This window comes from uncultured Roseibium sp. (assembly GCF_947499295.1).
In the GTDB taxonomy this organism is placed as follows: Bacteria; Pseudomonadota; Alphaproteobacteria; order Rhizobiales; family Stappiaceae; genus Roseibium.
This window is the reverse complement of sequence record NZ_CANMNP010000049.1, coordinates 1-6,544: the sequence shown is the minus strand read 5'-3', so window position 1 is coordinate 6,544 and position 6,544 is coordinate 1. Positions and strand designations below refer to the sequence as shown.

Annotated in this window: 6 protein-coding genes and 1 pseudogene; 1 reads left to right on the top strand and 6 read right to left on the bottom strand. The window is 53.1% G+C overall.

The genetic code is table 11. The annotated features are described in order from the left end of the window. Positions 1-351: 351 nt before the first annotated feature. From Q0835_RS28970 to Q0835_RS28945, 6 genes and pseudogenes are all read right to left on the bottom strand, one after another. Positions 352-635, bottom strand: a pseudogene (locus Q0835_RS28970) (transposase); the annotation flags it as partial. Between the two features lie 95 nt (positions 636-730). Then, positions 731-1,981, bottom strand: coding sequence for an extracellular solute-binding protein (locus tag Q0835_RS28965; RefSeq protein ID WP_298966795.1), 1,251 nt, complete (start codon positions 1,979-1,981; stop codon positions 731-733). Between the two features lie 74 nt (positions 1,982-2,055). Next, on the bottom strand, positions 2,056-2,886 hold the full coding sequence (locus tag Q0835_RS28960; RefSeq protein ID WP_298966793.1) for a carbohydrate ABC transporter permease: 831 nt from the start codon (positions 2,884-2,886) through the stop codon (positions 2,056-2,058). Then, positions 2,883-3,785, bottom strand: coding sequence for a sugar ABC transporter permease (locus tag Q0835_RS28955; protein ID WP_298966789.1), 903 nt, complete (start codon positions 3,783-3,785; stop codon positions 2,883-2,885). The genes Q0835_RS28960 and Q0835_RS28955 overlap by 4 nt, the downstream gene beginning before the upstream one ends. Then, positions 3,782-4,879 carry an ABC transporter ATP-binding protein gene (locus tag Q0835_RS28950; protein ID WP_298966786.1) on the bottom strand — a complete coding sequence of 366 codons (1,098 nt, stop codon included), beginning with the start codon at positions 4,877-4,879 and terminating at the stop codon, positions 3,782-3,784. Before Q0835_RS28950 ends, Q0835_RS28955 begins: the two co-directional genes overlap by 4 nt. A gap of 55 nt (positions 4,880-4,934) precedes the next feature. After that, complete coding sequence (locus Q0835_RS28945; protein WP_298966783.1) at positions 4,935-5,567, bottom strand: TIGR00725 family protein; 633 nt, start codon at positions 5,565-5,567, stop codon at positions 4,935-4,937. 63 nt (positions 5,568-5,630) lie between these two features. Between Q0835_RS28945 and Q0835_RS28940 the strand changes: the two genes are divergently transcribed. Continuing rightward, positions 5,631-6,353 carry a DeoR/GlpR family DNA-binding transcription regulator gene (locus tag Q0835_RS28940; protein ID WP_298966780.1) on the top strand — a complete coding sequence of 241 codons (723 nt, stop codon included), beginning with the start codon at positions 5,631-5,633 and terminating at the stop codon, positions 6,351-6,353. Positions 6,354-6,544 lie beyond the last annotated feature (191 nt).

Sequence of the window (6,544 nt, the reverse complement as noted above, 5' to 3'; positions counted from 1 at the left end):
AAATTCAACAAACAAGATGGGACAATCTCTCCGCTAAATCACGCGGCTATCTGTTCCAAATACCCTGATGACGGACAGGCGCGCACTGCACAGGCCGTAGTCAAGCACGGCGAACCCTATCGTCTCGTTTTCGAGGGGATGAGCCCAGGCGGAATGACCTCTCTCTGAAGAGCCGTGGAGGCAGCTTGCTGAACTCGTAGATAATGTTCGGGCCTTCTGCTTGGGATTTGGGATCTCGTATTGAGTACGGTGAGAGCCGCCAACAGGCGTACTCTGTGTTTGCTATGGAAGAGACCATTTCTTGACGGCAGAGCCAGTCTGGGCAAACGTAACAAGGTATCCGGGACACCCCGGAGAATGAAGAGATCTGTCAGCGCGTGACAAGAACAACTTGTCCAGGGTCAGGTCAGAAACGGCCTTGCACAACCGTTCGTTCTCTTTCTGTAGGCGCTTGAGTTCTTTCAGTTGGTCGGTTTCCATCCCGCCATACTGCTTATGCCAACGGTAATACGTCTGTTCGGCGACGCGGACACTTGCCAAATGGCATCAATACGCGCCATCCCCTGAACGACAAGGACTTCAACCTGCCGCAACTTCGAGACAATTTCTTCCGGCTTATGGCGTTTCGTAGACATCTATGATCCTCCGTTTTCCTAAACATAACGGCAGACCACTTCAAAGGGGGAGGATCACGACACTACCGATATTAATTGCTCTAAATGAATGTGAGTCACTTCATTTCGAGTTGTACCCGCAGCGTTTCGGCGAGCTCCTTAACGCTTGCTTCAGCGTCCGCACCTTCCGCAATTTCTACCATTGCCGCAGCGATGAGATCTGTTACTGCAACTCCTTCAGCGCCCGGATACGCATACCAGGGGCCGGCATGGTTGGCGACTTGGGTATGCGCAACGAGTGCGTTCGGGTTTGTTTCATAGAATTCGCCGAGATAGGATTTGTCTTCGATCACTTTCGCATTCGCAGGGGCGTATCCTGTGTTTTCAACAATGATTTTCTGACCCTCAGGACCTGTGACAAACTTGATGTAGTCCCAGGTAGCCTGCTGTTTGACTTCATCTTCGGTCAACATCACAATCGCAGAGCCACCGATTGGGAAGTAAACAGATTCCAGATCATTGGTTGCGATTGGCGTTGGTTTAACGACCAATTCAAATTGACCGCCCGCCCCTTCTTCAAACCGCTTCTGCAAGGAAGAGCTTTCGAACATTATGCCGAGCGTGCCCGCGGGTAAGGCCTGACGTGCCTCGTTTTGACCGTAGGTTTTCATGCCAGCTTCGTCGGTGAAACGCTGGTAAAGGCCGGCTGCTTTGATGCCCGGCTCACTGTCAAAGGTAATGTCCGTTTCATCCTCGGTCATTGGACGGCCACCATGAGAGCCGAGCAAGGATTGAAAGCGCCAATCATGGCGACCAATCCAAACGCCGTCGATATTGTCGCCAAGAGCGTCAATCTTGGCCGCAAGCTCGATAACGCCATAGAATGTGGATGGAAATTCATCCATGGAACCACCGGCTTGCTCGACCAGGTTTGGGTTGACATACATCACGAGCGTCGAGGCAGATGTCCCCAGAGCATGTTGCTTGCCTTCATATGAACCGAGCGAAAGAAGAGCGGGCGTATACCCCAGTTCGGCGGCTTTGTCGCCGATGAAGCCATCTAGCGGCTGTGTCAAATCTCTGTCTTCCAAAATACGCCACCGGTTGAGGCCGACATAAGCGACGTCCGGAGCCGTGCCGGCAACCGCTTCGCGCAGCAACCGTTGAACACCGTCGGCATAGCTCTCCGCCGGACCATCAATGGTGATTTTGATGTCGGGGTGCTTTTCCATAAATGCTGCGGCAAGTTTGTCCTGGGACTCGGCCCAGATGGTCGGGATGGCGTAATGCACCCGTATCTCGGTCTCTGCTGCGCTTGCCACGGTGGCGGCAAGTGTGAACGCAGTGGCATAGACTAAAGTTTTCATGTCAGTGACACCTCATAGTAAAACTCGACATTTGGCCAGGTTGGATCCGGGCTCTCAAGGATGGGTTATCTCTGTCAGCCCTTCAGGCCACCGGACGCGAGGCCTTGGGTGAACTTGCGCTGCGCGAAAAGGAAGGCGATCACGAGCGGAGCAGTAATCAAGGTGGCAGCAGCCATTAACGGCCCAACATCGTCACCGGATTCCTCATCGCGGAAAAACAGGATCCCTCGGGGGGGCGTAGCAAGATTTGGATCGGTGGTGGCAATCAATGGCCAAAACAGATCGTTCCAATGCGCGGTAATTGAAAAAATCGCGAAGGCCGTTGCCGCTGGCATAGCCAGCGGGAATGCGATCCGCCAGACAATGGCTGTCTCGCTGAGCCCATCTACGCGCGCTGCCTCGAACAGGTCTGCGGGAACCTGCGCAAGAAACTGGCGGAACAAGAAAATTCCGAAAGCAGTCGGCACAAACGGTAGGATCAGCGCCCAGTAAGTATTCAGGATACCAATTTGCGCAAAACCGAGAAAAATCGGAATCGCCGTAACATGGAATGGCACAAGCAATGCTGCCAGCACCATGCCAAAAATGAATGTTCGGGCCTTGAAATTGCGCTGCACGAGTGCGTAGGCGCAAGGAACTGCAAAGAGGAGTTGAAACACCAGGATGCCAATCACAACGATGGCTCCGTTCATAAGATAAAGCGGCACATCCGTCTCGGTGATTGCCTTGACGAAATTCCCCCACTCTATCCGTGTTGGTAAGAGCTGTATTGTGTCGGTAAAAATCTCGTTCTGCGGCTTAAATGCCAAGGATAGCATCCAGATAAACGGCAGCAGAATGGCAAGAGCCCCAATGACAAGAAAGAGACTAGACAAGAAGCGCCCGACTAAGAGTTTGATGATCATCTGTAGTGAACTCTCCGCTCGACAAGACGGAATTGAGCCAATGTCAGGACAAGCAAGATCACAAAGAAGACCATCGTGATCGCGCTAGCATAGCCTGCCTTGAAGTAAACGAACCCTTCCCGATAAAGCGCATAAACCAGCGTGTCAGAGGCAAAAGCGGGCCCGCCCTGGGTCAGCGTCGCTACTGTTTCGAATACCCTGAATGCGTTTGTTGCCGTGATGACGAGGACAAACAGTGTTGTTGGACCGAGCATCGGCCACGTGACCGTCCAGAAACGCGACCAATTCCCACCGGCCCCGTCCACTTCGGCTGCGTCATAAAGATCTTTTGGAATGGCGACGAGCCCGGCGAGAAACAGCACCATGTTGTATCCGACGGTTTGCCAAACTCCGATCATCGCGAGGGTGTAAAGCACGATCCCCCGGTCGCTGAGCCAGCTTCGCGGCTCTCCACCCAGAGCCACAAGTGCCTGATTGACCACACCAAGAGACGGGTGAAGAACCATCTGCCATGCCACCGACATAGCCACCAACGTCGCCGCGACTGGCAAAAAATAGACGGCGCGCAACACATTGGAGAACCCGGGGGCCCATTCAGCCATGCGATGGAGGCCAATTGCGACAACAAGGCCAAGCCCAACAGAAGCCGGAATGACAATTGATACATACAGGAGCGTATTGGTAATTGCGCGCTGACCGAGCGTTGAGCCGAATAGCCTTTCATAGTTCTCAAGGCCAAGCCAAGCAAAACTGTTTGCCCCGAATTGATAATCTGTGAAGGAAAAGACGGCGACTGCTGCAACGGGCAAAAATATGAAGGTGAGCATTGCGACAGCCGCTGGCCCCACCAGCCAGGCATCCGTCAACGTTTCGCGAATTGAACGCGGCAAGACTCTCATGATGGGGTCACCTCAGTCATTCGTTTTCCGGACTGGCTATCGAAATAGTGGAAGCGCCCGGCCAGAACGCCTAGGTTCAACTGACTGCCCTCAGCCGGAAGGTCGACTTCGCCTGAAGCAATTGCTGTCACTTGCTTGCCGTTTTGAGTGCGCAGACCGAGCACAGTTTCTGAGCCAAGAAACTCTGCGGTTTCCAGATGCGCGCTGAGTGCTCCATCAGGGTCGGGAACAAGATGCTCCGGACGCACTCCGATCACTGCCTTATCGCCAACGCCATTAAGCTGAGCCAATCCGTCCCCGGGTTCAAAGAAATTCATGGCATTGTGTCCAATGAAGGCTGCAACGTCCTTGTTGGCAGGATGATCGTAAAGATCCCGAGGGCTGCCTGCTTGTGCAACCTTGCCATCGATCATGACAACGATCTGATCGGCCATTGCCATTGCTTCAGTCTGGTCGTGTGTCACATAGACAAAGGGCTTGCCGGTCCGTTTATGAAGCGAAACCAGCTCACCGCGCATTTTGATACGGAGACGGGCATCAAGATTGGACAAAGGCTCATCCAACAAGAAAAGCACTGGGTCGCGCACGAGCGCCCGGCCCAGTGCCACCCTTTGCTTCTGCCCCCCCGACAGCGAAGAGGGTTTCCGGTGAAGCAGCTCTGATAGGCCCAGGCTCTCGGCCGTCTCGCCGACTTTCTGCCTAATATGACTGCGTGCTGCTCGCGCGTTTGGCAGCAAACGCCCCAGTCCTGGCATACGGCCAAGCGTACCCAGATGACGCATAGTTAGCGGCAAAGCGATGTTCTGAAACACAGTCAGATGCGGGTAGAGCGCATAAGACTGAAACACCATCGCAACATTGCGCTCGTAAGCTGTTTTTTCTGCAACTTCAGCGCCGTTCAGAACGACCCGCCCTTCTGTCGGCCTGTCCAACCCTGCAATGATCCGCAAAGTCGTCGACTTTCCGCAGCCCGAAGCCCCAAGAAGTGCTGTAAAGCTGCCGTCATTGATCGACACGTTAACGTCGTCCAGCACAGTCGTCTGGCCAAAACGCCTCGAAACATTCTGCAACTCCAGTAGGGCGGGTAAGGTCATCTATCAACTACCAAAATGTAAGCTTTCTTCCAATTATCGAAGTTACATGTAATTTTTATGACGTCTCCACCCGGTTCAATAGGTGACCCGCCATTCGCTCCATCGCATCATCAACACTACCGGCAAATTCAAGACCATCGACTTTTGGCGCTCCCGAAATGCCTATGACGGGTTTGGAAAAATGCAGACCAAAAGCGATCTCGCTCAGAGTGCCGTAAGATCCACCGATCGCGATTAAGACCTCACATGATTTTGCAATGATCATATTGCGCGCTTCACTTAGCCCGGTCGCAATCGGGAGCTGGATATAGGGGTTGGCCTTTCGCCAATCGTGGTCCGGAATGAGGCCGACAGAGAGCCCGCCAGCTTCGTGGCATCCTTTGGCTGCAGCTGACATTACTCCGGTTTTTCCGCCGCAGATCATGGTCAAGCCTATTTGACCAAGTCGCGTACCGATCGCCTCAGCGGTTTTCAATTGTGCTTCAGTCGCGTCGCGAGGACCAATCACACCTACGGGGACTTTCCGAACGCGCTCTCCAGCAAAGACGCGCTCAAGCGCTTCAAGTCCGGAGACTTCTTGTGCACCTTCTGGAATTTCAGCCTCCACCCAACGCCACTCCCATGCATCAAGTTTGCCACGGGCGCTGTAGACAGAATTGCTTGCTGTAAAAAAAAATTCTTGATGCATTGGCGATTCCCATAGTGTTGTGTAATTTATCTTACAAAGATGACAGGGGAAGACAACAGCTTCATGACGAAAATGGAATTGCTGCCGCCGTTTACCGACCGGCAAAACAGAATTATTGCGCTCACTGAGCGGCAGGGCTTTGTAACAATAGAGAGGCTAGCCCAGGAATTCAGCGTATCTGCACAAACTGTCCGTCGAGACATAATTGCGCTCTCTAACGCGGGGCGCCTCCAGCGCTTTCATGGTGGCGCGGGGCCAATTGGCGACGCCGAAACACTTCGCCTGGATCACGGTCAAAAAACACACGTCGCTGTAGATTCGAAAATGGCAGTGGCTCAAGCCGCAAGCGGACTGATACCTGACGGGAGCAGCCTTTATCTGGATGTGGGGACAACAGTCGAGTATACCGCAAGGCAACTGAATGGCTGTAATGAGCTTAGGATATTTACCAACAGTATTCGGGCTGCTCTCACCTTTGACCCCAAACGACACGAGGTACATGTTCTGGGTGGACGCATAGCCGGAAATGATGGGTCCCTTGTGGGCGAAGAAATTGTCATGACCCTGAATGGTCTGCGAATAGATTTTGCAATGATAGCTTGTTCTGCCATCGACAATCGCGGACGCGTAATGGACTTCGACATGTCGAAGATCGCCGTCAAGAAAGCAGCCATGGCTGCGGCGGACTCGTCGATGCTGCTTGCTACACCGTCTAAATTTGGCCGTACAGCTCTATCAACGCTGGCCACGCATGATGACTTTGACAGAGTTATCACCGGGGAATGAATTAAATCGAGCAGCCGCGTAGCTCTATCCTAATGTTAGCGAAAAAGATGACCTTGGGCCAGAGACGCGCACAGAAGACAGGCAAACATCGTTCCAACGCTTGATCCGTTTCACTAGCCCGAAAAATTCACGGTGATGGTCGATTGTGTGCTTGAAGCTATGATGTTGTCGCGTTTGCGGTGTTTTTAGGC

Coding starts and splice junctions, on each gene's coding strand:
- Q0835_RS28965 (WP_298966795.1), bottom strand. CDS start 1,981: ATGAAAACTTTAGTCTATGCCACTGCGTTCACACTTGCCGCCACCGTG.
- Q0835_RS28960 (WP_298966793.1), bottom strand. CDS start 2,886: ATGATCATCAAACTCTTAGTCGGGCGCTTCTTGTCTAGTCTCTTTCTT.
- Q0835_RS28955 (WP_298966789.1), bottom strand. CDS start 3,785: ATGAGAGTCTTGCCGCGTTCAATTCGCGAAACGTTGACGGATGCCTGG.
- Q0835_RS28950 (WP_298966786.1), bottom strand. CDS start 4,879: ATGACCTTACCCGCCCTACTGGAGTTGCAGAATGTTTCGAGGCGTTTT.
- Q0835_RS28945 (WP_298966783.1), bottom strand. CDS start 5,567: ATGCATCAAGAATTTTTTTTTACAGCAAGCAATTCTGTCTACAGCGCC.
- Q0835_RS28940 (WP_298966780.1), top strand. CDS start 5,631: ATGACGAAAATGGAATTGCTGCCGCCGTTTACCGACCGGCAAAACAGA.